25 protein-coding genes are annotated in these 24,387 nt (G+C 69.6%); 7 read left to right on the top strand and 18 right to left on the bottom strand.

The window, feature by feature from the left end:
- Positions 1-9 precede the first annotated feature (9 nt).
- Positions 10-1,254: an Nramp family divalent metal transporter gene (locus WC971_05445; protein MFA5844260.1), complete on the top strand. Its 1,245-nt coding sequence runs from the start codon at positions 10-12 to the stop codon at positions 1,252-1,254.
- Here WC971_05445 and WC971_05440 read toward each other — a convergent pair.
- Entirely contained in the window at positions 1,251-3,080 is a 1,830-nt protein-coding gene (locus WC971_05440; GenBank protein MFA5844259.1) for an ATP-binding protein, read from the bottom strand. The two genes, WC971_05445 and WC971_05440, sit on opposite strands and share 4 nt — an antisense overlap.
- Before the next feature lie 65 nt (positions 3,081-3,145).
- Between WC971_05440 and WC971_05435 the strand changes: the two genes are divergently transcribed.
- Entirely contained in the window at positions 3,146-3,727 is a 582-nt protein-coding gene (locus WC971_05435; GenBank protein ID MFA5844258.1) for a 5-formyltetrahydrofolate cyclo-ligase, read from the top strand.
- On the opposite strand, the gene WC971_05430 is transcribed toward WC971_05435, so the two are convergent.
- The 7 genes from WC971_05430 to WC971_05400 form a co-directional block, all read right to left on the bottom strand.
- The gene (locus WC971_05430; GenBank protein MFA5844257.1) at positions 3,700-4,860 is read right to left on the bottom strand and encodes a polysaccharide deacetylase family protein; all 1,161 of its coding nucleotides are present in this window, start codon (positions 4,858-4,860) and stop codon (positions 3,700-3,702) included. The genes WC971_05435 and WC971_05430 overlap by 28 nt on opposite strands.
- Positions 4,861-4,867: 7 nt before the next feature.
- The gene (locus tag WC971_05425) at positions 4,868-5,356 is read right to left on the bottom strand and encodes a YbaK/EbsC family protein (protein MFA5844256.1); all 489 of its coding nucleotides are present in this window, start codon (positions 5,354-5,356) and stop codon (positions 4,868-4,870) included.
- Positions 5,353-5,991, bottom strand: coding sequence for a GNAT family N-acetyltransferase (locus WC971_05420; protein MFA5844255.1), 639 nt, complete (start codon positions 5,989-5,991; stop codon positions 5,353-5,355). The genes WC971_05425 and WC971_05420 overlap by 4 nt, the downstream gene beginning before the upstream one ends.
- 27 nt (positions 5,992-6,018) lie before the next feature.
- The gene (locus WC971_05415) at positions 6,019-6,720 is read right to left on the bottom strand and encodes a PRC-barrel domain-containing protein (GenBank protein MFA5844254.1); all 702 of its coding nucleotides are present in this window, start codon (positions 6,718-6,720) and stop codon (positions 6,019-6,021) included.
- Between the two features lie 77 nt (positions 6,721-6,797).
- On the bottom strand, positions 6,798-7,247 hold the full coding sequence (locus WC971_05410) for a YtxH domain-containing protein (protein ID MFA5844253.1): 450 nt from the start codon (positions 7,245-7,247) through the stop codon (positions 6,798-6,800).
- An 81-nt stretch (positions 7,248-7,328) separates the two neighbouring features.
- On the bottom strand, positions 7,329-8,279 hold the full coding sequence (locus WC971_05405; GenBank protein ID MFA5844252.1) for a D-alanine--D-alanine ligase: 951 nt from the start codon (positions 8,277-8,279) through the stop codon (positions 7,329-7,331).
- Positions 8,280-8,282: 3 nt separating this feature from the next.
- On the bottom strand, positions 8,283-9,548 hold the full coding sequence (locus tag WC971_05400; protein MFA5844251.1) for a PLP-dependent aminotransferase family protein: 1,266 nt from the start codon (positions 9,546-9,548) through the stop codon (positions 8,283-8,285).
- Positions 9,549-9,991: 443 nt separating this feature from the next.
- Between WC971_05400 and WC971_05395 the strand changes: the two genes are divergently transcribed.
- The 5 genes from WC971_05395 (at position 9,992) to WC971_05375 (ending at position 12,269) form a co-directional block, all read left to right on the top strand.
- Positions 9,992-10,531 carry a hypothetical protein gene (locus tag WC971_05395; GenBank protein MFA5844250.1) on the top strand — a complete coding sequence of 180 codons (540 nt, stop codon included), beginning with the start codon at positions 9,992-9,994 and terminating at the stop codon, positions 10,529-10,531.
- Positions 10,532-10,728: 197 nt separating this feature from the next.
- Positions 10,729-11,019, top strand: coding sequence for a type II toxin-antitoxin system RelE/ParE family toxin (locus WC971_05390; GenBank protein MFA5844249.1), 291 nt, complete (start codon positions 10,729-10,731; stop codon positions 11,017-11,019).
- A 14-nt stretch (positions 11,020-11,033) separates the two neighbouring features.
- Complete coding sequence (locus WC971_05385; GenBank protein ID MFA5844248.1) at positions 11,034-11,321, top strand: HigA family addiction module antitoxin; 288 nt, start codon at positions 11,034-11,036, stop codon at positions 11,319-11,321.
- A gap of 238 nt (positions 11,322-11,559) precedes the next feature.
- A complete protein-coding gene (locus WC971_05380) occupies positions 11,560-11,847 on the top strand; it encodes a type II toxin-antitoxin system Phd/YefM family antitoxin (protein ID MFA5844247.1) in 288 nt (95 codons plus the stop codon).
- A complete protein-coding gene (locus tag WC971_05375; GenBank protein MFA5844246.1) occupies positions 11,844-12,269 on the top strand; it encodes a putative toxin-antitoxin system toxin component, PIN family in 426 nt (141 codons plus the stop codon). Before WC971_05380 ends, WC971_05375 begins: the two co-directional genes overlap by 4 nt.
- A 25-nt stretch (positions 12,270-12,294) precedes the next feature.
- Here the strand turns inward: WC971_05375 and fdhF are convergent, their stop codons facing one another.
- Genes fdhF through acsC form a run of 10 tightly spaced genes read right to left on the bottom strand, consistent with a single transcriptional unit; the run spans position 12,295 to position 24,384 of the window.
- Positions 12,295-15,012: a formate dehydrogenase subunit alpha gene (fdhF, locus tag WC971_05370; protein MFA5844245.1), complete on the bottom strand. Its 2,718-nt coding sequence runs from the start codon at positions 15,010-15,012 to the stop codon at positions 12,295-12,297.
- 18 nt (positions 15,013-15,030) lie between these two features.
- Positions 15,031-15,471, bottom strand: coding sequence for a CBS domain-containing protein (locus WC971_05365; GenBank protein MFA5844244.1), 441 nt, complete (start codon positions 15,469-15,471; stop codon positions 15,031-15,033).
- 42 nt (positions 15,472-15,513) lie between these two features.
- Positions 15,514-17,322: an NADH-quinone oxidoreductase subunit NuoF gene (locus WC971_05360; GenBank protein ID MFA5844243.1), complete on the bottom strand. Its 1,809-nt coding sequence runs from the start codon at positions 17,320-17,322 to the stop codon at positions 15,514-15,516.
- Positions 17,322-17,825: an NAD(P)H-dependent oxidoreductase subunit E gene (locus WC971_05355; GenBank protein MFA5844242.1), complete on the bottom strand. Its 504-nt coding sequence runs from the start codon at positions 17,823-17,825 to the stop codon at positions 17,322-17,324. Before WC971_05355 ends, WC971_05360 begins: the two co-directional genes overlap by 1 nt.
- A gap of 21 nt (positions 17,826-17,846) precedes the next feature.
- Positions 17,847-18,671 carry a dihydropteroate synthase gene (locus WC971_05350; GenBank protein MFA5844241.1) on the bottom strand — a complete coding sequence of 275 codons (825 nt, stop codon included), beginning with the start codon at positions 18,669-18,671 and terminating at the stop codon, positions 17,847-17,849.
- Positions 18,672-18,705: 34 nt separating this feature from the next.
- A complete protein-coding gene (locus tag WC971_05345) occupies positions 18,706-19,482 on the bottom strand; it encodes an AAA family ATPase (GenBank protein ID MFA5844240.1) in 777 nt (258 codons plus the stop codon).
- Entirely contained in the window at positions 19,479-20,360 is an 882-nt protein-coding gene (locus tag WC971_05340) for a methylenetetrahydrofolate reductase (protein ID MFA5844239.1), read from the bottom strand. The genes WC971_05345 and WC971_05340 overlap by 4 nt, the downstream gene beginning before the upstream one ends.
- Positions 20,357-21,016, bottom strand: a complete 660-nt coding sequence (locus tag WC971_05335; protein MFA5844238.1) for a methylenetetrahydrofolate reductase C-terminal domain-containing protein — start codon at positions 21,014-21,016, stop codon at positions 20,357-20,359. Before WC971_05335 ends, WC971_05340 begins: the two co-directional genes overlap by 4 nt.
- On the bottom strand, positions 21,013-23,004 hold the full coding sequence (locus tag WC971_05330) for an FAD-dependent oxidoreductase (GenBank protein ID MFA5844237.1): 1,992 nt from the start codon (positions 23,002-23,004) through the stop codon (positions 21,013-21,015). Before WC971_05330 ends, WC971_05335 begins: the two co-directional genes overlap by 4 nt.
- A gap of 30 nt (positions 23,005-23,034) precedes the next feature.
- Positions 23,035-24,384: an acetyl-CoA decarbonylase/synthase complex subunit gamma gene (gene acsC / locus WC971_05325; protein ID MFA5844236.1), complete on the bottom strand. Its 1,350-nt coding sequence runs from the start codon at positions 24,382-24,384 to the stop codon at positions 23,035-23,037.
- Between the last annotated feature and the right edge of the window lie 3 nt (positions 24,385-24,387).

Here is a 24,387-nt window from a genome sequence, read left to right as displayed (position 1 = left end):
AGGGCGCACGTGACCGCGCCGACGACCAGGCGTCACCGCTTCGTGCTGGCCCTTTCCTTCATCGGGCCGGGCATCATCGCGGCGTCGGCCGGCAACGACTCCGGGGGGATCTCGACCTACTCGGTCGCCGGGGCGCGCTACGGCTACGCCATGTTGTGGATGATGCTCGCGATGACACCCTCTTTCGTGATCGTGCAGGAGATGGCGGGGCGCATGGGTGCCGTCACCGGCAAGGGGTTCTCGGCGCTCATCCGCGAGCGCTTCGGCGTGCGCCCCACGTTCTTCGCCATGCTGCTGCTGCTCACGAGCAACGCCGCGACCACCGTCGCGGAGTTCGCCGGCATCGCCGCTGCGATGCAGCTCTTCGGTGTCTCGAAGTACGTCTCCGTGCCCGTCGCCGCTGTCGTGGTGTGGCTGCTGGTCGTGCGGGGCAGCTACCGCGACGTGGAGAAGGTGCTGCTCGCGCTATCGGCGGTCTTCGTCTCCTACATCGTCGCCGCCTTCCTCGCGCGGCCGCCGTGGGCGGAGGTGGCGCGCAGCTTCGTGGTCCCGCACATCGTGCCCACCCAGGCGTTCATCGCGCTCGCGATCGGCCTGACGGGGACGACCATCGCGCCGTGGATGCAGTTCCTCGTCCAGAGCAACATCGTGGAGAAGGGCACGACCATCAAGGAGTGGGTGCTGGCGCGGTGGGACGTCATCGCGGGAGCGATCTCGGCCAACATCGTCGCCTGCTTCATCATCATCACGACCGGTACGGTGCTCTTCCCGGCCGGAGTGCGCGTCGAGAGCGCGAAGGAGGCGGCGCAGGCGCTCGCCCCGCTCGCAGGCTCCTACTCGCAGCTGCTCTTCGCGATCGGGCTGCTCTCGGCGTCGGTGCTGTCGGCCGCCGTGCTCCCGCTGACCGCCGCCTACGCCATCTGCGAGGCGTTCGGGTGGGAGGCGGGCGTCGACCTCGCCTGGGGCGACGCGCCCGTCTTCAACGGCCTCTACACCTTCGTCATCTTCGTCGCGGCCGCGATCATCCTGCTGCCGGGCGTGAACCTGATCGCGGTGATGCTCGTCTCGCAGGTGGTGAACGGGATGATGCTCCCGTTCCTCCTCATATTCATGATGATCATCGTCAACGACCGGCGGATCATGGGGAGCCACGCGAACGGACGGTTCAACAACGCGCTGGCGTGGACGACGATCGTGGTCGTCATCGGCCTCACGGTTCTGTTGCTCGGGATGACGGTGCTGGGGATCGGCTAGCGGCCCGGATCCGAGGCCAGCCTCCTTGGAAGCGTCAGGGTGAACGTCGAGCCCTTGCCGAGTTCGCTGCGCACCGCGAGGTCGCCGCCGAGCATGCGCGCCAGCTTCCGGCTGATCGCCAGGCCGAGGCCAGTGCCCTGAAGGACCTCGGCTCCCGCCCTGCCCTGCGTGAATTCGTCGAAGATCGCCTCGATCTCGTCGGCGGAGATGCCCGCGCCCGTGTCCGACACCGAGAAGACGAGGCGGTCGCCCGTGGCCGGGGCGACGCTGACGACGATCCCGCCCCGCTGGGTGAACTTGACCGCGTTGGAGAGCAGGTTGGTCAGTATCTGCCGGACCTTCCCTATGTCCGTGGACGTCGTGCCGACCCCGTCGGCGACCTCGACGCGCAGGTCCAAGCCCCTCTCTTCGGCGAGCGGGCGGATCGCCGACACGACGGAGTCCACCATCTCCGCGGGGTCGAACTCGACCGAGACCACCTCGGAGCGGCCGGCCTCGATCCTGGAGAGGTCGAGGACGTCGTCGATGAGCGCGAGCAGCCGCTTACCGGACCCCTCGACCATATGCATCTGCTTCGCCTGCTCGTCGTTGAGCTCGCCGGCAAGCCCCTGAAGGAGGATTCCGGTGAAGCCGATGATCGAGTTGAGCGGGGTGCGCAGCTCGTGGCTCATCGACGCGAGGAAGCGGCTCTTCGCCTCGGTCGCGACGCGCAGTTCCTCGTTCAGGCGCTCGAGATCGGCGGTGCGCTCGCGAACGGTCTTCTCGAGATGGTCCTTGTCGGCCCGCTCTGCTTCCGCCCGCATGCGAAGGTACGCCCGGCCCTGCCGCGACCGCAGATACCCGAAGACGAGACCGGAGACGAGCAGCAGCAAGGCGACGACGAGAAGCGTGGACCACGCGATGGCACGGATCGGGTCGAGCACCTCCGCGAGGTCGACCTTCGAGACGAGCTTCCAGCCGGTCCCGGGGACACCGCGGAGGTCGGCGAGCACGGGCACGCCGCGGTAGTCGATACCCTCGACCACGCCGGTCTTCCCCTGGACCGCCTCCGACGCGGGCAGCCGGGCCTTGTTCAGCGGGAGCCTCAACCTCAGCGCGGTGCCCTTGCGGTGTCGCAGGGTGTTCAGGTACAGCACGTCGCGGCCGTCGCGTCGGACGAGCAGCGACTCGGCGCTGGTGCTGGGTGTGGGCCAGGTCTGGATGAGCGAGTAGAGGAACAGGTTCGGGTCTCGAGGGAAGAGGGCGACACCGATCGCGGGGTGCCCCGGCGCACCGACCGGGACGACGAGGTCGATCCACGACTTGCCCTCGCCGTCGAGATACAGGTCGGTCAGGCACGTCACGCCCGTCCGCAGCGCCTCGGTAACTTCGGCGCGGTCCACAGGCCCCACCTCGTGAGGGGCGCTCTCGAAGACGCGAGTCCCGGCCTTGTCGAAGAGGCAGACCCCCTGCGCCTCGTCCGTGGTCGCGGCGGTCACTAGCCAACGCTCGAGCCGGGCACGGTCCGCCGGGGTCGCTCGCCCCGCTAGGTAGTCCTCGACCTCCGAGACGGAACGCGGATCGGCGAAGAGCACGCGCGCGAACGTCAAGCGCTCGCTACGCCACTGTGTGATCTGCCCGACCTTCAGGCGGGCGATGGCGCCTATCTCGTCGCGCTGGTGGTCGAGCATCGCGCGACGCTGTTCGACGTAGTAAACGCGACCGACTGTGGCGATCGCCGCCGCGAGGACTGCGAAGATGACGAGCGTGGGCCATACGCTGGGGGGACGTCCCGCCCGCGCGGCCGTTGCCCTGTCCTTCGGTGGTCTTGTCGGTGATGTCGCCATCTCCGTCGATATACCCACATGGCCGAGTCCTCCCTCGGGAGGGCGCCGGGCGCTATGCTGTCGCCATGGAAGACGGACCCAAGAACGCCCTGCGCAAGGAGGCCCGCGAGACCCTGCGCGCGATGCCGCGCGAAGTGCGCGCGCGGGAGTCCGCGGAGATCGCCGAGAGAGTGCTGTCACTCCCGGAGCTCGCGCGAGCTCGCACCGTGCTCGCCTACGCCGCGCTCCCCGAGGAACCCGACCTCGCGACCGCGTTCGCCCTACTGCGCGAACGGGGCACCGCCGTCGCGTACCCGCGCGTCACCGGTCCGCGAGCGTTGACGCTGCACGTCGCCTCCGAGACGGACCTCGCACCCGGGACCTACGGCATCCTGGAGCCGGCCGCCGACGCTCCCGTCATGGCGGCGGACGGACTGGACGCGGTCGTGCTACCCGGGCTCGCCTTCGACCGGTCCGGCGTCCGGCTCGGGCATGGCGGCGGCTTCTACGACACCCTGCTGGCGGACCTGCCGCCGCACGTCGCACGGATCGGGGTCGCCTTCGACGCGCAGGTCCGCGAGACGCTCCCGCGAGAGGAGCACGACGCGCTCGTGGACGTCGTCGTGACCGCCACTGTCGTCTACCGGCGCAGCGACCGGAAGCGATAGGTAGCGCCCGGCAGCTGGCCGAGCGTCACGAGCGAGTAGCCCCGCGCCCGCAGCCCTCGGATGATGTAGGGCAGCGCCTGGATCGTCTGGGTCCGGTCGCCACCGCCGTCGTGCAGCAGCACGACACCCCCGGGCCGCACCAGCTCGAGCACCCGCTTCACGATGGTCGCCGCGCCCGGCCGGCTCCAGTCTTCGGGATCGACCGTCCACAGCACGAGCCTCAGGTCGAGGGCCCGGCTGCGCGCATAGATGAGCGGGCTCACCGATCCCCCCGGCGGCCGGAACCAGCGCGGCTCGACCCCCGTGTCGCCGAGCAGCACCTTCTGCGCGCGGCCCATCTCGGAGGCTACGAGCGGGGCTCCCGCCTGGCCGAGATCGACGTGGCGCTGGGTGTGGTTCCCCACCGTGTGTCCCTCGCGCGCGACTCGCCGGGCGAGCGCCGACGCGAGGCTCGCACGATAGCCGACCATGAAGAACGTCGCGTGGACGCGCTCTCGGCGCAACACGTCGAGGATGCGTTCAGTCTGACCTGGCCAGGGGCCGTCGTCGAACGACAGCGCCACCACCTTGGTCCCCCCGTCGATGGGCTTGCGGAGGAACACCATCGGCGTCGGCGGGACGGCGGACAGCGTCGCGACCACCAGCCGGGAGACGGTCCCGCGCACGACGACGGCGGTGCCCGCCTCTCCCGGGCTCGCCAACTGCAGTATCGGCCCCGCTCCCTTGAAGACGACCGGGCTCGGCACCAGGACGCGTGTCGTCTCCGTCGGCTCGACCCGGTCGGCTCCGCGAACGCCCGTCAGCGCCGCCCCCTCGAAGACGCGCGCGTCGAGCTCGACCGGTACCCCTTCGAGCAGCACCCGCGACGGGTCGCCTCCGCCGGCGCGCACCACGCTCCGGTCCGCCGCGGCGAGCAGGTCGCCCGCAGTGGCGGCCGGCGGGTGGCGTCGCACCACCTCCGCGACCGTCGTCCCGGCACGCTCCCACACGCGCACGCCGTCGACCGTCACCGTGACCGGCAGGTACGCGGCGAGGGCGAAGCCCACGGCGAGGACGACCGCGAGAGTCGCCACGAACGCGCGCAACGGCGGGGGCCCGTCGGGCTCGGCGCCCTGGGATCGAAGGAATGCCATGGCCTTCCTAGTGCGAGATCCGCGTCATGCGCGCGCCCGTGAGGGTGATCAGCTCGTCGAGAGAGAGCCGCACCATCGAGGCGGGCGTGCCTCCGGCCGGAAAGACGACGTCGAAGCGCGCCAGCGAATCGTCGGCGAGGAGCGGAAGGTCTTCGGGCAGGTCGAACGGGGACACGCCGCCGATGGCGTAGCCGGTGGCGGCGCGCACCGCATCCGCGTCCGCGAACGAGGCCCGCGCCCAGCCGAGCTCGGCGGCTATCGCGGGCACGTCCCCGCGCCGGTCGCCCGCCACGAGCGCGATCGCGGCCTCGCCGCCGCCCGCGAAGACCAGGGACTTCACGATCTGTCCGAGGAGGCACCCCATAGCGTCGGCCGCCATCTGCGCGGTCTTCGTCGACTGCTCGAAGACGACGAGACGGTCCTCGAGCCCGCGCTCGGCGAGGAACTCGCGGACGCGCTCGAGCGACCCCGGCTTGCGAGCGGGACCCGCCGTCATCCCCGCTCCCGCATGTTGGTCGAAGGCACGCGCGCCGGGACCCTCAAAGGGAAGCGTAGCGATTCGAGCATCGACTCCAGGTCCTCGCGCCACACGGCGAGCGAGCGCGTCTCGAGACGGAGCAGCGGGTACTCCGGGTGCGGCCGCCGTACGGTGAACCCGTGCCTGAGCAGGAACTCCATCCCCACCACGGGCGAGGTCTCGTAGTCGATACGGCGCGCGGCCGCGAACGCCTCCAACGCCTTCGCGCCGTGGCTGACGGCGTCGCGCATCGCGGCTTGCAGCAGGAGCTTCCCGAGACCGTGACGGCGCGCCTCGGGAGTGATGTGGAGGCAGGCGAGCAGCACCGCGTCCTCGGAGGGCGGACCGGCGGGCAGGAGGGCGGACTGTGGGAAGAAGCGGGCGGGCGCGTACTTCACGAACCCGAGAAGCTCTCCGTCCTCCCAGGCCGCGCGGCCCATCTCGCCCCACTCCTCGTGGACGGCGCGCACGCGCTCGGCGACGAGGGCCTCGTCGCAGGTTGCGCCGCAGCGTACGGGCCGCACGACGTCCGACTCCCAGAACGCGCAACCGGCGCAGACGGCGGGAAGGCCGGCTGCCTCACTTGGATCGAACGGCTTGAGGAGACGTCGCATCCTTCGTTTCCCGTGTCGAAAGGGCGTCTAGGCGCCCGGCTCGTCCTCTTCGACGGTCGCGGCGTCCTTGAGGCGCTTGATGAGACCTCGCTTCGCCGATCGCCGCGCCGCGCGGCCGACGGCGATCGCCGCGGCCACCCCCGTATCGTACGCCTTCTTCGCCGCACGGCCTCCATGCACCTTCACCGCGGCCGTCGCCTTGCCCGCGGATGCGGCCGCTCCTCCCGAGACGGCGACATCGTCGCGGGGCCGCGCGATCCGCACGGCGGCGCCGTCGAAACCGATGACCTCGCCGCCCGCGACCGAGCCCCGCCCGACGGCGGCGTCGGTGGCGACTCCGCCCGAGAGCGCGAGGGACCGTACCGACCCGTCGCGCAGGGAGACGTCCGCGTCGTGGACCACGCCCGTGGCTTCTCCGTCCTCGTCGAGCACGGGCATACCTCGCCAGGCGACGGTCTCCTCCCAGTCCCCGCCCAGCGCCGCGGCCGCTTCGCGCGCGGAGGGCAGACGCTTCCCGGAGAGACGGATCTCCCGTTCGGCGTACGTAAGCCCGGCAAGGACGACGAACCTCTCCCGCCGCGCCATGAGCCCCAGGATGCGGCGCGGTCGCACCTGAACGCCTACGACGAGAGGCTCGCGGGGGGCGAAGAGGACGCGCTCTACGACCCCGAGCCGCCGGCCTCGGGCGCCGACGACCGGAGTCCCCTCGAGACGCAGGACGCTCGCCACTCCGCTCCCCTCCTCGGGAATCGCGGGGGCCGGGACGCGTGCGCCCCGGCCCCCGTTCACTCGAACTCAGGCGCCCTTCAGACCAGCGGCGGCTCGGCGGACGCCTCGGGCGTCACGCCGTCCGCGGCCTCCTCGATGGCGTCCGCGCCGTGGCGCATGGCCCCGCTCACCTTGGTGGCAAGGTCCTTAGCGACCCCGCCCACCTCGGCGGCCTTCTCCTTCGCGACACCAGAGACCTGTCCGACCTGCTCCTTGAGCTTCTCGCGCGCGACATCGAGCTTCTCGCGCAGCTCCTCGGTCTTCTCGGTCGCTACCGTCCTGCCGGTGGCGTAGGTCTCGACGACCTTCTCGCGTCCGGTCTCGTATAGGTCCTTACCCTCGGTCATGAGCTCCTCGGCCTTGCCCGCGAGGATGTCGCGGCTCTCCTTGCCCGAGCGGGGCGCGAAGAGCAGCCCCAGCACGGCGCCGAGCATCCCGCCCAGCAGGAACGCGCCGAACCCGCCGCCCCTGCGATCGTCACAGCACATCTTCGGAACACCTCCATCGTCGAGGACCCACGGACTGTGACGGCGCCGCGGGGGCGCCGTCCGTACCTTGGTATCTACCCATCATTTTACCCTATCGAGCGCCGCCCGGACGAGCCGTACCGCCAGGTCCTGGAAGCCGATGCCGGCGGCCTCGGCGGCCATCGGCAGCAGCGACGTGTCGGTCATCCCCGGGCTGGTGTTGCACTCGAGCACGAAAGGCGTGCCGTCGGCGCCGACGACCATGTCCACGCGGCTCACGTCGCGGCAGCCGAGCAACGCGTGCACCTGCGCGGCGAGCCGCTCCACCTCGGCCATCACCGCGGGCTCGAGACGGGCCGGCACGAAATACTCCGTCTCGCCTCGCGTGTACATCGCCGAGAAGTCGAAGATGCCCGACTTCGCGACCATCTCGACCGGCGGCAGCACGAAGACTCCCTCGGGCCCGTCGAGCACCGAGACGGCGATCTCGACGCCGTCGACCCAGCGCTCGACGAGCGCGGCGTCCCCGAACGAGAGAGCGGTGAGCAGCGCCTCCGGGAGTGACTCCGCGTCCTCGACGCGCGACATGCCCAGGCCCGAGCCCTGCTCGGCGGGCTTCACCGCGACCGGGAAGCCGCCGACCGCGCCGGGGACGAGGTCGAGCGCGGTGGCCGCGCCCATCTCCTTGAAGGCGTCGGCGGTGAACGTCACCCACGGCGGCGTAGGCACGTCGTGCTGCATGAAGAGACGCTTCGAGAGCGACTTGTCCCACGCGAGCGCTGAGGCGACGACTCCGGGACCGGTGTACGGGATCCCGAGGAACTCGAGGAGCTCCTGGACGGTGCCGTCCTCGCCGAAGCGGCCGTGCAACGCGACGTAGACCGCGTCGGGCCGCTCGCGGCGCAGCGTCTCGACGAGATCGGGCACGACGTCGAGCGCGAGCACGTGGAAACCCGCCGCGGTCAGCGCGGCGCACACCCGCTCGCCGCTGCGCAGCGAGACCTCGCGCTCGAGCGAGCGCCCTCCCATGAGGACCGCAATCTTCTCTTTCACGCCTTAAGCCCCCTTCGCGATCGGCAGCGCGCCCGCGGCGGCGAACGCGCGGTAGAGGTCGAGCCGACCCTCGAGCACCTCGCCGAGACGGCGGATGCCCTCGCGGATGGCGTCGGGCTCGGCATAGCAGAACGCCAGCCGCATCTGGTTGCGCCCGCGCCCGTCGGGGAAGAAGCCCGTCCCCGGCACGAACGTCACTCCGTGCTCGACCGCCTCGGGCAGCAGCGCCCCGGTGTCGAGGAACTCGGGCAGCGTCACCCAGACGAAGAAGCCGCCCTCCGGCCTCGTCCAGTGCGCCTCCGGCGGGAAGTGCTCGGCGAGGGATTCGAGCATGGCGTCGCGGCGTCGCGCGTACGTCTCGGTCAGGTCGCGCAGCACGCTGCGCCACCGCGTGCCGCGGAAGTAGCGTTCCGCCGCTACCTGCGCGAAGTTGCTCCCGCACAGGTCGGCGGCCTGCTTAGCGAGCAGCACCTTCGCGAGTATCGGCTTCGGGGCGGTCATCCAGCCCAGGCGCAGGCCGGGCGCGAAGATCTTGCTGAACGTGCCGAGGTAGATCACCTCGTCGTCGAGCGCGCGCAGCGGCTTCATGTGGCCGCCTTCGAACCGCAGCCGCCCGTACGGGTCGTCCTCGATGACGGGGATGTCGTACTCGCGCGCGAGCTCGAGCAGTCGGCGGCGGCGCTCCGCACAGAGCGTGACGCCGGCGGGGTTCTGGAAGTTCGGGATCGTGTAGATGAACTTCGCGCCGCGCGGGCCGAGGCGCGCGAGCTCGGCTTCGAGCAGTTCGACTCGCATGCCGTCGTCGTCCATGGGCACGCACACCATGTTGGGCTGATACGCGGAGAACGCCTGGAGCGCGCCGACGTACGTCGGGCCCTCGGTGACGATCGTGTCGCCGGGATCGATGAAGATCTTCGCGAGGAGGTCGAGGCCCTGCTGCGCGCCGGCGGTCACGATGAGGTCGCCCGGCGAGATGCGCACACCGATCTCGGCCATCAGCTCGGCGATGATCGCCCGCAGCTCGGGACGGCCGTCGGAGGAGCCGTACTGGAGCGCGGAGGCGCCCTCGTGACGGATGGCGTCGCGCACGACGCGCGCGACCACGTCGGCGGGCACGCGGGAGACCTCGGGCATGCCGCCCGATAGCGAGATCATGTCGGGCATGGACGCTGCGGCGAACAGGTCGCGAACGGCCGAGGAGCGCACGTCGCGCATGCGCGCGGCATACCGGCCGTCCCAGCGGTCGAAGACGATGCGGGCGGTACCCATCTCGCCAAACCTCCCTTGAGGGCGAGCCCGGACACGCGGCCCGGGGACACAAAAGCCCCCGCCTTGGGACAGGGCGAGGGGCCATCGCGGTACCACCTGTCTTCGCTCCTGGCGCACGCGGCGGTTCGGAGCCTCGACCCCGGTCTGGTAACGGCTCGGGACACCGTCCCGCTTCCGGCGGGGAGACCGCCCTGGCGGGGGACTTCGGAGGGGTGGCCGGGCCCGCGGGCGGCGGTCCCTCTTCCCTCACGTCCTTGCTGCGCTATGGGTGCTGCGAAGTGTGGCCATTCTAGGCATGCGGAGGGCGGGGGCGCAAGGGCGGGGGCGGGGTGACCTCCCCTGCGCGAAGCCGCGAGGCGTATCGTGTCACGCAGAAAGCGGGAGCTGTGTCGGGAGATCACACGGTCTGCATATACGCTGTTAGGCGCAGACGGGATTCAGCGATGAAGCTGAGAACATCGGTGCTCGCGTCGCTTACCCTTGTGGTAGCTCTTGGCATCGCGGGCTGTACGACCCAAGACGCGGCAACTCGGTCTGCCGATGCACCTGCGGCCCACCCCAGCGCTCCGGCCTCCTCGACGGACGAGACGGCAGGCACAACGAGCGAGACAACCTCGAGTCTCATCGACCCGTCAGGCAACGTGGTCCTCTTCGTCGACAACGGGAGCATCCCCGGCGATACCATCGACATCCGGGTCGAAGTCGACGGCCAGGTTGTTGTCGACCGTCTCCTTCCCTCTGCTCGGGACAGCGCGATCAGCCCATCGCCTGATCAGGGCTACTACGTCCTCAAGCTGCCCCGCGGCAAACATGTGCTCACGGCGAGGACACGAAAGGGAGCCGCGTCGCTTGAGCGCACGTTCGAGGTCGCTGGCAGACTGTGGATCGCAGTGGCCTACTCGTACAACACGCCCCGATATGGCACGCCGTCGCCCCGCGAGCTAAGCGTCGTCTTCAGCGACAAGGAGATGGGTCGCCTGTAGTCAGCTGTCGCGCGTAACAAGCGCGTCAACCGCGACAACCCTCGGCCCTTAGAGCTACGCTCTCACCGAGGCCAAGTGCGGGCCTCGGTTTCCGGGTTACGCCCAACGTTCGCTCCCACTCCCACATTCGTCCCCTGGGTTGCACACTTGCACGGTAACCGTGTTAGTGTTAGTCTACGCATGCGAGAGGGGGCGCGGTGATCGTCTCGTTCGGTGATGGTGCGACGGAGGACCTGTATCACGGACGTCCGACCAACCGCGCTCAGCGATTCCCGCGCGAGGTAGCAGCGGTTGCTCTCGTGAAGCTGGATGTTCTCAACGGGGCGGCGGCGCTGCTGGACTTGCGTTCGCCGCCCGGGAACCGCCTCGAGGTGTTGAAGGGCGACCTCAAGGGATCCCACTCGATCCGCGTCAACGACCAGTGGCGACTCGTGTTCCGCTGGGAGGGCGATCATGCCCACAAGGTCCGATTGATGGACTACCACTGAGAGGAGGCTCGCAAGTGATTCCCGAGAACCGCATCCCCACGCACCCCGGCGTCATCCTGAGCCAGGAGTTCCTCATCCCGCTCGGCATCTCTCAGGTGGCCTTCGCCGCGCATCTTGGTGTGCCGGTGCAGCGCGTGAACGAGCTGGTCCGCGGCAAGCGAGGCGTGACTCCCGAGACCGCATGGCTGCTGTCGCAGGCGCTCGAGACCACGCCGGAGTTCTGGATCAACCTGCAGACCGCGTACGACCTGGCGCGGAGCCGGCCATCGGAGCCGGTGGAAAGATTCGCAGCAGCAAGCTGACGGCGCGTGACCCGATCCGCTACCTCGAAGATGAGGGTACTGAAGTGGGAATCGCTAGACGCACGGGAAATCGCTAGCCGTTGAAAGGAACGTCTGCCGTGCTGTCATCGGGAATCACCACCGAGCGGCTGATCCTCGAGCCGCTCACTGTGTCTGACGCGGACTCCCTGTTTGCGTATCGTGCCCTTGACGTGTGTGACGTTTGTGTACACACTTGGGTCACGATTGGAGGTACGCCATGAGATTCGTCAGCGTTCGCGATCTGCGTGGCAAGTCCGCCGAGGTCTGGCGTGATCTGCCCGATGAGCGTGAGATGGTCATCACCAGCAACGGTCGCCCCGTCGCCATCCTCGCCGCCGTCAGCGAGTCGAACCTCGAGGAGTCCCTCGCCGCGTTCCGACAGGCCCGAGCCGTGGACGCGGTCGCCTCTCTCCAGCGGCGCGCTACTTCCACTGGCATGGACGAGCTGTCGACGAGCGACATCAGCGCTGAGATCGCCGCGGTTCGGCAAGCGCGCAAGCGGTGAGGATCGTCCTCGACACGAACGTGCTCGTCTCGGGTCTTCTGTCACCCTTCGGACCTCCCGGAGAGATCGTCCGCATGGTGTCGTCAGGGGCCGTGACCCTGTGCCTCGATGCCAGAGTCCTTGCGGAATACGAAACCGTGCTGCTACGACCCAGGTTCGCATTCGATCCGGACGCGGTCGCCGCCCTACTGGACTACATCGACTTCCGCGGTGACGTCTTCGCCGCCTCATCGCTCTCGACACGACTGCCGGACCCGGACGACGAACCGTTCCTGGAGATCGCGCTGGCCAGCCATGCGGACTACCTGGTGACCGGCAACCTCGCGCACTTCCCGACTGGCGCTCGCGAAGGCGTGCTCGTGGTATCCCCAAGCGGTTTCATGGAAGAGTGGCGGTCCAGGCGCACCGAGGGCGACAAGTGACAGCGATCCGACCCGCCCGGTTGCCTCACTCGACGCGCGAGACCCGCACCGGCGTGGTCTTGAGACCGGGCATCTTCGAGATCGGGTCGAGAACGGCCCCGCTGGTGAGGCGGTTGGCCGGCGCGTCGGCGAAATGGAACGGCATGAACACCACGCCGGGCTCGAGCCCGACAGCGATCCGCACGCTCGCTACGCACGCGCCGCGCCTGCTCGTCACCTCGGCCCGGTCCCCTTCGCACAGGCACAACGACTCGGCGTCCTCGGGCGATATCTCCACGTAGCCCCCGGCGTTGAGATCGGCGAGCCCGGCGCTGCGGCCCGTCATCGTGTTGGTGTGGAAGTTCCACAGGTGGCGTCCCGTCGAGAGCACCAGCGGGAACTGTGCGTCGGGCAGCTCGGCGGGCGGCTCGTCGTCGACGACGGCGAATGCGGCGCGGCCGCGCGGGAAGCCGTCGGCGTAGAGCACCGGGGTGCCGGGGTGCGAGACGTCGGGGCACGGCCACTGCAGGCCGCCATCCTCCTCGAGGCGGCGATGGGTGATGCCGCCGTACTGCGGGGTGACGGCGGCCATCTCGGTCATCACGTCCTCGGGGCTCTCCTCGCCCCACGCGAGTCCCATCGCGTTCGCGACGAGCGTGACGATCTCGAAGTCGGTCTTCGCCTCGCCCGGCGGATCGACGACCTTCCGTCCCAGCTGGACGCGGCGCTCGGTGTTGGTGTAGGTGCCGTCCTTCTCGAGGAACGTAGCGGCGGGGAGCACGACGTCGGCGAGCCTGCCGGTCTCCGTGAGGAAGATGTCCTGCACCACGAGGAAGTCGAGGTTCTCCAGCGCCTCGACCACGTGCGCCTGGTCGGGGTCGGAGAGCACCGGGTTCTCTCCCATGACGTAGAGCGCCTTGAGCTCGCCGCGCGCGGCGGCGTCGATCATCTCGACCACGGTGAGTCCCGCCTCGGTCGACAGCTCGCGCTCGCTCTCCCAGAGGTCGCAGACGCGGTCGAGCGCGTTCTTATCGGTGAGCGGCTGGTAGCCCGGCAGGCAGTTCGGCAGGCACGCGAGGTCGCACGCGCCCTGCACGTTGCTCTGGCCGCGCAACGGGTTCACGCCGGTGCCGGGCTTGCCGATGTGGCCACAGAGCAGCGCGAGGTTGGCGAGAGCGCGCACCTGCGCGGTGCCCGACGTGTGCTGTGTGACGCCCATGCAGTAGACGATCGAGCTGCGCTCGGCGTTCGCGTAGGCGCGGGAGACCTCGCGGATGGCGTCTGCGCCGATGCTCGTGAGCGCGGCCGCCTCGTCGAGGTCGACGGAGGCGACATGCGCCGCGAACTCGTCGAAACCCTCGGTGCGCGCCTCGATGAAGACGGAGTCGGCGAGACCCTCTTCGACGATGACCTTCGCCATCGCGTTGAAGAGCGCGACGTTCGTGCCCGGGCGGATTCGCAGCCAACTCCGGGCGTGATCGACGAGCGCGATGCGCCGCGGGTCGATCACGACGATGCGCGTCCCGCGCGCGGCGGCGCGCTTGAGCTCGATACCGATGATCGGGTGCGCCTCGGTGGTGTTGGAGCCGACGACGAGCATGACGTCGGCCTCGCCGAGATCGCCGATCGAGTTCGTCATCGCCCCGCTCCCGAAGGTGGCGGCCAGACCGGCCACCGTGGAGCTGTGTCAAAGGCGGGCGCAGTGGTCGACGTTATGCGTGCCGATACCCGCGCGCAGCAGCTTCTGGAAGAGGTAGTTCTCCTCGTTGGAGCACTTGGCGCTCGCGAGGCCGCCTACCGCGTCCGGGCCGTGGGCGTCGCGCGCCTTGGCGAGACCGGCCGCGACGAGCCCGATGGCCTCCTCCCACGTCGAGGAGACCAGCTCGCCGCCCTTGCGCACGAGCGGCACGGTGAGGCGGTCGGGGTGGTGGACGAAGCTCCAACCGTAACGCCCCTTCGCGCAGAGGTTCCCGCCGTTGACGCCCACGCCGACCGGAGCGCTCGCACCCACGATGCGGCCTTCGCGCACGCGGTACTCGACGGTGCAGCCCACGCCGCAGTAGCCGCAGATCGTGCGCACCTTCCCGGTCTCCCACGGGCGGCCGGCGAAGCGCGAGATGCGGTCGGTGAGCGCGCCCACCGGGCAGGTGGAGACGCACTGGCCGCAGTACTCGCAGCCCGACTCGCCCAACGGCAGCTCGTACGGCGTCATGGGAAGCGAGTCGAAACCGCGACCCTGCCAGCCGTAGACGCTGCATCCCTGCACCTCGGCGCAGATGCGCACGCAGCGTCCGCAGCTGATGCACTTGGAGTAGTCGCGGGCGATCAGCGGGTCGTCGCCGAGCGCGGGCGGGCCGTGCCTGTCGCCGCCGTAGCGCTCGTGTTCGATACCGAGCTCGTAGGCGAGGTCCTGCAAGCCGCAGGCGGCGTTGGATTCGCAGGTGAGACAGTCCACGTCGTGGTCGGAGAGGAGCAGCTCGATGATGGTCGTGCGCATCTGGCGCAACCGCTCGGTGTCGGTGGCGACGACCATGCCGTCGGCGGCCATCGTGGTGCACGAGGTCGGGTAGCCGCGCATGCCCTCGATCTCGACCACGCACAGGCGGCAGGCGCCGAAGGGCGCGAGACGCGGGTCGTGACAGAGCGTGGGGATGTGGACGCCCGCCTCGCAGCACGCCTCGAGCACCGTCGAACCTTCTCGCGCTCCGACGGCGCGACCGTCGACGGTCAACGCGAGCGTCCTCTCCTCGACCCGCTTGCTCACGATGCTCCCTCTCGGACCCTAGCCGTGGCTCCGGCCCGCGCGCCTGAGCACGCGGACCTCGCCCTCGACGAGGACCGCGTCGATGCACTCCTTCACGAACGCCGCGATGTCGGAGACCGACATGATGCCCACCGGCACGCCGTTCTCGAGCACCGGGAGGCGGCGCATCGCGAGCTCCTTCTGCAGGCGTACGGCGGTGAGCAGGTCCATGTCCGGCTCGAGAGGAACGAAATCGGTGAACATGAACTCGTCGACGGCGACCGTCTTGGGGTCGAGCCCGTCGGCCACCACGGCGTGCGTGATCTGCCGGTCGGTGAGCAACCCGACGAGCACGCCCTTCTCGTCGACGACCAGGATCGAGCCGACCCGCTCGTCCCGCATCACTCGCGCGGCCTCTGCGACGGTCGCCGAAGGCGGACAGGACACCACCCTCGGGGTCATGATGTCGCGGACCTTCATCCCGTCCTCCTCACTCTCACAGGCTCGGCCACCCGGCCGGACCTACCTGCGTGCTATCGCCTCGAACGGACAGTGGACTTCGCACTGCCCGCACTTCACGCACAACGCGTAGTCTATCTCGTGGACCTCCCTGAGCCGGCCGGAGATCGCCGACACCGGGCAGTTCTTCTTGCACACGCCGCACCCCCTGCAGGCTTCGGCGACGACGACGAATGTCGAGAGCACCTTGCACGCGCCGGCGCGACAGCGGTGTTCGCGGATGTGCTCCTCGAACTCGTGGCGGAAGTAGCGCAGCGTGGTGAGCACGGGGTTGGGCGCGGTCTGCCCCAGCCCGCACAGGGAAGACGCCTTCACGTCGTTCGCGAGGCGCTCCAGCTTCTCGATGTCGCCCTCCTCGCCCTCGCCCGCGCAGATGCGCGTGACGAGCTCGAGCATGCGCTTCGTGCCGATGCGGCACGGGACGCACTTGCCGCAGCTCTCGTCCTGGGTGAAGGAGAGGAAGTAGCGCGCGAGGTCGACCATGCAGGTGCCGTCGTCGACCACCACGATCCCGCCGGACCCGACCACGGCGCCCGCGGCAGCGAGCGCATCGTACTCGATGGGGGTGTCGAAGAGCTCGAGCGGCAGGCAGCCGCCGGAAGGCCCTCCGATCTGGACCGCCTTGATCGGCTTCGCCGACGAGGAGCCGCCGCCCACCTCGAAGACGAGGTCGGAGACGGTGCGGCCCATCGGCACCTCGACGAGACCCGTGCGCCGGACCCGGCCGGTGAGCGCGAAGACCTTCGTGCCGTGGCTCGTGCCGGTGCCTATCGACGAATACGCGTCGGCGCCGTTGGTGACGATCCACCCCACGTTGGCGAGCGTCTCCACGTTGTTGATGCACGTGGGCTTCGCCCACAGCCCGGACTGCGCCGGGAACGGCGGGCGGAAGCGCGGCATGCCGCGACCGCCCTCGATCGACGCCATGAGCGCCGTCTCTTCGCCGCACACGAACGCGCCGGCGCCCTCGCGCACCTCCAGGTGGAAGGAGAAGCCGGAGCCGAGCACGTTCTGCCCCAGGAGTCCGCGTTCCTGCGCGTCGGCGATCGCCTTCCGTATGCGCTTCACCGCGAGCGGGTACTCGGCGCGCACGTAGACGAAGCCGGTGCTCGCGCCCACGGCGTAGGCCGCGATCGAGAGCCCCTCGAGGACCGAATGCGGATCGCCTTCGGCGATGGAGCGGTCCATGAAGGCGCCGGGGTCGCCCTCGTCCGCGTTGCAGATCACGTACTTGAGGTCGCCGGCCGCGTCGCGGGTGAAACGCCACTTCATCCCAGTGGAGAAGCCGGCGCCGCCGCGCCCGCGCAGACCCGATCCCTGGACGATCTCGATGACCTCGTCGGGCGAGAGCTCGGCCAGTGCCTTCCGCAGGCCCTCGTAGACTCCGCGCCCGACGGCGTCGTCGATCGACTCGGGGTCGACGAGGCCGCAGTTCCTCAGCACGATGCGCTGCTGGATCCGGTTGAACGGGATGTCCTCGTAGCGCTCCACGGGCTCGGAGTCCGCCGTGTCGCGGTAGAGATAGTCGGTCACCGGCGAGCCCCCGCCGAGCAGGGCGTCGACGATGGCGGCCGCCTTCGACTCCGTCACCTTCGGATAGAAGATGCGGTCGGGATCGATCACCGTGATCGGGCCGAGTTCGCACAGGCCATGGCAGCCCGTGCGCACGACGCGGACCTTCTCGCTCGCGCCCGCCTCGGCGATGGCGGCCTCGAGACGCTCGGCCGAGCGCAACGAGCCGTTCATGACGCAGCCGGAGCCCGTGCAGACGCGGATGACGGCGCTGGGGTCGCGGCTCGAGGTCGGCGACATCAGTCCCTCCCCCGCTTGATGCTCTTGGCGAGCTTGCGCGTGCTCTTGGCGTCGAGACCGCCGTGCGGCTCGTCGTCGACGAGGACGATCGGGCCGAGGCCGCAGCAACCCACGCACGCCACGGACTCGAGCGTCACGCTCCTGTCGTCGGCGGTCCGGCCGACGGCGACACCTAGCTCGTCGACGAGCGCCTCGGTGACCTCGAGCGCGCCCTTCACGTGACACGCGGTGCCGTGGCACACCCGCACGATCCGCCGGCCGCGCGGCGTGAGGTGGAACTGCGCGTAGAACGTCGCGACTCCGAGGACGGCCGACAGCGGCCGGCCGAGCGCGACGGCGATGCGCCGCATGGCGTCCTCGGGCAGGTAGCCGTACGCACGCTGGGTCGCCTGCAGCAGGGGGATGAGAGCGTCGGCCGTCGAGGCGTGCTCCGCCAGCACAGCATCGAGCAGCGCGGGGTCGAAACCCTCGTCGCGCCCCGTCGCGCAGGTGCACTCACCCATGATCGTCTCCGGGCCCTCTCGCTAGTCCAGGTACGAGTCGCAGTACAGTGTCTCGTTCCGCAGCACCGACATCGACTTCTCGAGCGACTCGGTCAGCTCGAGTTCGGCCGGATCGGCGCGGGCGACCATCATCTGGAGCTCGTCGTTGGGGTCCATGATCGCCGAGGTCAGGCCCGCGGGGATCATGATCGCGAGCAGGGCCGCGGCCAGCGGCGACTTCACGTGCTCCGGACAGCCATTGTAGATGTTCGAGAGGCCGACCGTCGTTTTCAGCGGCGGCTCGTCGAGTTGACCGAACATGGCGATCGCCTCGGCCGCCTCGGGCGCCTGCTGCTGGGCCACGCTCACGGGGAGCAGGAGCGGGTCGAGGTAGAGGCGGTCCGCCGGCACGCCGAACTCGATCATCGCGGCAAGGATCGTCATGGCCGCCTCGATGCGCTCGTTGGCGTCGCGGGAGACGCCGTGCTCCGTCATCGCCAGACCGATGATCTCGGCCTCGTAGGTCTTCGCCATCGGCAAGTACGTCTCGAGACGGGCACGCTCGGCCGACGTCGAATTGATGATCGGCTGGAGCTTGCAGACCCTCAGGCCCGCCTCCATCGCCTGGGGGTTCATCGTGTCGAGACACAGACGGGTTTCGGGGACCGTTTCCTGCACCACCTTCACGACCCACTCCATCATCTCGGGGCCGCCCCTGGTGGCGGGGCCGAGGTTGATGTCGAGCACGTCGGCGCCGCCCTCCACCTGGGTGAGCGCCATGGCACGCACGGGCCCTTCGTCGCGCTCACGCATCGCAGGGCCGATGGTCTTGCTCATGATGTTGACCTTCTCACCGATGACGAGCATCTGTCCTCCTGACGTTGATCGTTGCTGGAGACCGCTACCAGTCGACCCGCGCCGCGAGCGCGCCCGCGATGTCGCTCAGCGCTTCGTCGAGGGCCGGGTCGGCGTGATACGAAGGACGCCCCTCGCGATCGGCGACTCTGACGCCCTCACACAGCGGCATCGTGCCGAGCAGGGGGATGTCGCCGAGCGCGTCGCGCACGAACACGGCATCGTCGGCGTCGCGGACCTTGTTCGCGACCGCCACGACGTCGCGGATGCCGATGTCGGCCGCGAGCGCGCGGACCTGGCGCGCCGTCTGGACCGAGCGTCCGCCGGGCTCGATCACCACGATGAGCACGTCGACCGCCTCGGCGGTGCCGCGACCGAGGTGCTCGATGCCGGCCTCCATGTCGAGGATGGCCACATCGTCACGATCGACGAGCAGATCGCGCATGAACGCCTTGAGGAAGGTGCCTTCCGAGCACATGCATCCCGAACCGCCGCGCTCCACCGTCCCCATCTTGAGCATGGTCACGCCGTTGAAGGTGACGCCGCAGCGCTCGACGACGTCGGAGACGTCGGGATCGAGGATGAACATGCCGCCCCTGCCGGGGGCCGCGCCGGTGCGCTCCTCGATGAGCTCGTCCTCCTCGACGAGCGGCACGCACGCCGCGGCGGCCTCGGGCGTGGCGCCGAGGGCCATGGCGAGGTTGGCGTCGGGGTCCGCATCGATGGCGATGACCCGCCTGCCCGCCTCCGCGAAGAGCAGCGCGAGGCCCGCCGCGAGTGTGGTCTTGCCGACGCCGCCCTTGCCCGAGACCGCTACTTTCACGTGCTCACCCCTTCGAGCCCGGCCGCGTCGAGCACCCTGGGGACGAGGTGCTCGGCTCCCACGGCCATCATGTGGACACCGTCGCACACATCGCGCGTCTGAGTGATGAAGCGGGCCGCTATCTCGACGCCGACGGCGACGGGGTCCTCCGCGCGATCGAGCTCGTCGATGAGCGGCTGGGGCACCGAGATGCCGGGGATGTTCTTGGTCATGAAGCGTGCCATCCGCGCCGAGCGCAGGATGACGAGGCCGGCGAGCACCTTCGCGCCGAGTCCGTGCGCATACTCCATGAACCCGCGGAACGTCGCCGGGTCGTAGACCGCCTGGGTCTGGAAGTAGCGCGCGCCGGCGGCCACCTTCTTCTCGAACTTGGCGAGCTGCGGCGCGAGCGGGTGAGCGTCAGGGGTGACGACGGCGCCGGCGAAGAACTCCGGCGTGCCGTGCAGCTCGTTGCCGGCCAGGTCGTGACCGGACCGCAGCGCCCTGATCGCCTCCAGGAGCTGCACGGACTCGAGATCGAAGACCGGCTTGGCCTGCGGATGATCCCCGACAGCAACGTGATCGCCGGTCAGCGCGAGCACGTTCGTGATGCCGAAGGAGGCTGCGCCGAGAAGGTCCGACTGCATCGCTAGCCGGTTGCGGTCTCGACAGGTCACCTGCAGCACCGGATCGAAGCCGCGCTCCTTGAGATGGACGCAGGCCGCCAAGGTGCACAGGCGCATGACAGCCGCCTGGTTGTCGGTGACGTTGAGCGCGTGCACGCGGCCGCGCAACATCTCGGCGGCGGAGAGCATCTCCGAGATGTCGGTCCCCTTGGGCGGGCCGACCTCGGAGGTCACGACGAACTCGCCGGACTCCAGCGCTTCCCGCAACGTCACTTCGGCTCACCCCCCTTGTCGCTCATGTCCCACACGTCGCACTTCGAGCGGACGGAGTGGTCCTTCGCCTCGCCGAACCGCCCGAACTCGCCGAGGCGGCCTTGGGCCTCGAGACGCTCGTAGATGAGCACCCAGGCGCAGTCGCGGTCGCCAAGCTCGCAGCGGCCGTCCTTCACGCCGCCGCACGGGCCGTTCATGATGCCCTTCGCGCAACGCGTGATCGGGCAGATGCCGGCGGTGCGGCCGAGCACGCACTGGCCGCATGCCGAACACTCGGCCTGCCACGAGGCGAATCCCTTGGCCGCGCCGATGAACATGGTGTCGAGCGCCGGATACACCGGAACCTTCGTGGTGTCGGAGAGCAGGGCCACGCCCGCGCCGCACCCCAGCGAGAGCACGGCGTCGTACCCCTCGTCCCCGAGCTCCTCGAGGAACTCGGGCTCGCACTGGCGCTGCAGGACCGAGCCGGTGAACTCGATCGCGCGGCCGCGGCGCGCGGCCATCAAGCGGAGCGCCTCGACGAGCGTGGCGACCTCCATCTCCCCGCCGGCCAAGGAGACGGCGGCGCACGTGTTGCAGCCCACGAGAAGGACTCGCTCGTGAGCGACGACCATGTCGAAGACCTCCTCGAGAGGTTTCGCGCGCACCACGATCATCTCAGGTGCACTCCTTCGTCCTCGTCGGTCGCCTCGGGGACGATGAGGGCGTCATCCATCCCCATCTGCCTGAGCAGCGCACGGATGTCGGCCTCCCGGCGCGCGACCAGTTCGCGCGCGTAGGGATAGCGGCAGTTGACCTCGACGCAACCGGTGAAGACCACTCGTCCAGCTCCGTGCTGGAGCGCGCGGAGCACCGTCGCCTCGCTCACGCGGAGCAGACATGTGACCGTCAGGGTCCGCGGGTCGCTCAAGCCCAGCTCGGGGAGGAGAGGCGTGCACCCGCAGGCGAACTGCATGGTCGCGTCGCCGGCGCTGCCGGCCAGGACCGTCTCGACGCGGCGATCCATCTCCTCTTCCGAGTGGCCCTCGATGTTGATGGCGTGCGCCGGACACTGCGACGCGCAGGCGCCGCACGCGTGGCACGCCTCCGCGTCGAAGATCAGATAGCCGCGGTACTTCACGTTGGGCGCGTTGTGGGGGCACACGCGCACGCAGGTGAGGCACGACGCGCACTTCTCACGCACCAGCCGAGCGCCGGTCGTGCAGCCGAGGCACCTCTGGGCCTCGCGGGCGGCCTCGTATTCGGTGTAGCCTGCTTCGATCTCGTCGAAAGTGCCGACGGCCTCGTAGAACTCGAGCCTCTCCATCTGGACGCGCCTGCGGGTCACGACCTTGTACCGCATGCTCTCGGGCACCTCGCCCAGCGTGTCGCTCTCCTGGTCGAGCCCGTCGAGCAACGCGGTGTCCCCGGTCAGGTCCCGTATCACGCACGCGGCCACCCGGTGGCCTTCGGCGATGGCGTCGATGACCTTGGTCGGGCCCGTCACCACGTCTCCGGCGGCGTAGACACCTTCGATCGACGTCTTCATGGTCTGCGGGTCTATGACCGCACCTCCGCGCGGCGTGGTCTCGATGCCGAGATCGCCGATGTCGGCGCCCTGCCCCGTGGCGAAGATGACGGTGTCGGCCTCGAAGCGACGCGTCTCGCTCTCGTCGAACACAGGCGAGAACCGCCGGTCCTCATCGAAGACCGACGTGCACCGGACCACGTCGAGAGCGGAGACATCCTCTTCGCCCAAGATCTCGCGCGGACCCCACGAACAGTGCACCCCGACGCCCTCGAGCCTCGCCTCCTCGACCTCCTGTCGCGAGGCGGGCATCTCCTCTGCGCTCTCGAGACAGACGACATCGACCTGCGCCGCGCCGAGCCGTCGGGCCGTGCGCGCCACGTCCATCGCCACGTTACCGCCGCCCACCACGACGACGCGCTTCCCGATGCCGGTCCTCTCTCCGCACGCCGCCGCCTCCAGGAACGGCAGCGCGGCCAGGACCCGCGGCAGGTGGGCGCCGGGGATCTCCAGGACGCGGCTGCTCTGGAGACCGGCGGTCACCACGACGGCGTCGTGCTCCTCGCCGAGTCGCGCCAGCGTCACGTCTGCTCCGACCTTGACGCCGGTGCGCACCTCCACCCCCAGCGAGAGGATGTGGCTGATGTCCCGGTCGAGGGCCTTGCCGGGCAGGCGGTACTCGGGGATGCCGTATCGGAGCATGCCTCCGAGCTTGGGCTTGGCTTCGATGATGGTCACGCGAAGGCCTTGGGCGGCCAGGTCGTGCGCGACGGTCAGGCCCGCGGGGCCTGAGCCCACCACCGCGACCGACTCCTTGCGCAGGGCCCGAGGCTTGGGGTGCTGGTAGGCGCCGAAATCGGCCGCCGCTCGCTTGAGCATGGCGATGGCGACCGGTTCGTCGAGCAGACAGCGCCTACAGCCCTCCTCGCAAGGACGCAGGCAGATACGCCCGCACACGCTCGGAAGAGGGTTGCGCTCGAGCACGATCTCGAGCGCATCCGTGAACCGGCCTTCGGCGATCGCGGTGATGTAGCCCGGGACGTCGACGTGCGCCGGGCACTTCGAGCGGCATGGCGCGAAGACAGTGGGCGGCATGGGAGACCAGTCGAGCGATCCACCGGTCTTCTGCGCCGCCATGAGGACCACCGTCCCTCGGTCTCGCGTGCGTTAGCCGGCACGTCTCTTGAGGAAGGCCGGCAGCTCGGCCGCCTCGTAGGGACCCACGGTCACGGTCCACCCGTCAAGTTCCTCCGCGAGCTCGCCACTGATCTGGGCGACGGCGCCGGGGATGATGATCTCGCGATGCGAGACCGTCTCGGCGATGCCGGTGTCCTTGACGAACTTGGCTATCCGCTCCGGGACGAACTTGCCGGCCGCCCACGCGGTGAGGACCGACAGGCCCTCCGCATCGACGATGCCGAGGTAGGCCGGCATCCTCCCGCCCTCTATCTCCGAGGAGACGATGAAGTACGTGAGCGAGAAGTTGGTGGTGACGAGGAAGGGTGCCTCCGGCCCGGGATCGTTGATGGCGTAGATCTTCGACTCGGCCTGCATCGGGCGCTGCGGATCGGTGAAGATGTTCTGACGCAGGACCAGCAGGGGAAGCATCCGCCACGGCTCCGCGCCCGACAGGACGATGATGCTGCCGTACTTGGCGACATCCACAGCGGCGTACGCCGTCTCGAGCATGGCGTCGCCGCCGGCGAGGTCGCAGGGGAAGCAGATGGTGGGATAGCCGAGCTCCGCGAACTTCTTGACGAGCGCGCAGCGGCGCGCGAACACCGCGTCGCGCAGGGCAGCGCCGGCGGTCTTCGGAGCGCTGTCGATGACGAGGTCCTCGACGCCGGCCGCTTTCGCCTTGGCGGTGAGCGCGGCCACTTCGGCCAGCCCGTCGCCGCGGACCACGAGAGGGCAGGAGTGCCGCTTGGCCAACTCGATCATGGCGTCGGCGTTCGCGGCGGTCGCAGCACACAGGAGCGGGCGCCCGGCGGCGGCGGCGGATTCCAGAGCGGCCCCCGCCTCGGCGGCGTCTTCGGTCATCAGCACGAGCGGCAGGGACGTCTTCGACATCACGCGCTCGACGGCCGCCTTGTAGCGGGCGGCATCGCCGTCGCCGCGCACGGCCACGAACCCGCAGGCCAGGTGCTGCTGGACGCGCTCGAAGCTCGCCGCTTCGGCCTGTGCGACCACGGCGTCGATCCCTTCGTCGGCCGCACTCGCGTCGACGCTCACGCCGATCGCGCACGGGTTGACGAAGGTCCGATCGTGCCGGAAGACGACGGTCTCCTCGCCCACGGTGAACGCCGCGTCGCCCTTGCCCACCGTCACGGCGCGCATGGGCGGCGCCGCCGCCGAGGCCAGGGCTGCCTTCGCCTCGTCGGAGATGTGGGGGCACGCAGCGAGCTCAGCCTGGCCCTGCGCGAGCTTCATGGCGAAAGCCAGGCAGGTGGGAACACCGCAGTCGCCGCAGTTGGTCTTGGGGAGCTGTTTGAATATCTCGATGCCGCTGAGAGCCATCCG

Source organism: Coriobacteriia bacterium (assembly GCA_041658765.1).
In the GTDB taxonomy this organism is placed as follows: domain Bacteria; phylum Actinomycetota; class Coriobacteriia; order Anaerosomatales; family JBAZZO01; genus JBAZZO01.
This window is presented reverse-complemented; position numbering and strand designations above follow the sequence as displayed.